At 62.8% G+C, this 1,226-nt stretch carries 1 protein-coding gene and 1 pseudogene; one reads left to right on the top strand and one right to left on the bottom strand.

The window, feature by feature from the left end:
- Positions 1-197: pseudogene (locus EOD15_RS34485) on the top strand (SpoVR family protein); the annotation flags it as partial.
- A 24-nt stretch (positions 198-221) separates the two neighbouring features.
- On the opposite strand, the gene EOD15_RS34480 reads toward EOD15_RS34485, so the two are convergent.
- A complete protein-coding gene (locus tag EOD15_RS34480) occupies positions 222-1,115 on the bottom strand; it encodes an HlyC/CorC family transporter (protein ID WP_127323131.1) in 894 nt (297 codons plus the stop codon).
- Between the last annotated feature and the right edge of the window lie 111 nt (positions 1,116-1,226).

Genomic DNA, 1,226 nt, shown 5'->3' with positions numbered 1-1,226 from the left:
ATGTCGATCTGCTCGGCGACCGCCATTTGCGCCTGCAGCACAAGGTCAATGACGGCATCCTTCTCGAGGATGCCAGCCGCGACGCCACGCTTCGTCACATCCGCAGGCTTTGGGGTTATGAAGTCAGCCTGGCGGCCATGGATGCCGAGACCGGCGCGACGATCCACGAACGCTCGACCAGCCAGATCGCCGGATGACGTGCCCCGGCCTCCCTGCACGTATCAGGTGTCGCCGGCTGGCCTGATCCTCAGCCTTGCGATCCGGTTCTTGTCGCGTTTCATGACGATGAAGCGCTTGCCGTGGAACGTAAAAGCCTGCTTCTCCTCAGGGATCGATTGCGTCTCGTGGATGACGAGGCCGGCAATGGTGGTGGCCTCCTCATCCGGCAGGTTCCAGTCGAGAGCCCGGTTGAGATCACGGATGGGCACCGTACCGTCGACGACGACGGAGCCGTCGGCCTCCTGCTTGACGCCCTGTATGTCGACATCATGCTCGTCAGCGATCTCGCCGACGATCTCCTCGATAATGTCCTCCAGCGTCACCAGTCCTTCGACCTCGCCATACTCGTCGACGACGACGGCGAAATGCGCTTTGCGGCGAAGGAAGGCGTTGAGCTGTTCCTGCAAGGTCGTCGTGTCGGGCACGAACCAGGGCTTCGAGGCGATCTTCATCACATCGATCCTGGAGAAGTCGTTGCCGACTTCGTTCAAGGCGCGCAGCAGATCCTTTGCATGCAGCACGCCGACGATGTTGTCGAGCGAGCCTTTCCACAGCGGCATGCGGGTGTGCGGGCTTTGCAAGATCTCGCGCACCACCGCTTCCGGCGCATTGTCGGCATTGACCGAGCGCATGTTGGTGCGGTGGACCATGATGTCGGAGACTTCGAGTTCGGCGAGATCGAACAGGCCGCCGACGCGGTCGCGATCCTCGCGCACCACCTGGCCGTCGCGGCGGAAATCGTCGACCGCGCCGCGCAATTCGTCCTGGCTGGAACGCTGCGGCTCGATGCGTGAAAGCTCGTAGCCGAACATGGCAAGCAAGCGCGTGCGCACGGCGACGAGCAGCAGGATGAGGATGGCAAGGACGGCGACGACGATCCAGCCGGGCTCGTTCATCTCCGGTCGCTTTCCCTGGGGTGATTCTCCCTGAGGAACGACAGCACTTCCGAGGCCGGCACGTCCTTGGCGATGAAGGCCTGACCGATGCCGCGCGTCAGGATGAAGGTC

It is taken from the genome of Mesorhizobium sp. M7A.T.Ca.US.000.02.2.1, assembly GCF_003996995.1.
GTDB lineage: Bacteria > Pseudomonadota > Alphaproteobacteria > Rhizobiales > Rhizobiaceae > Mesorhizobium.
The sequence above is the reverse complement of the archived record's forward strand: the minus strand, read 5'-3'. Positions and strand labels throughout refer to the sequence as shown.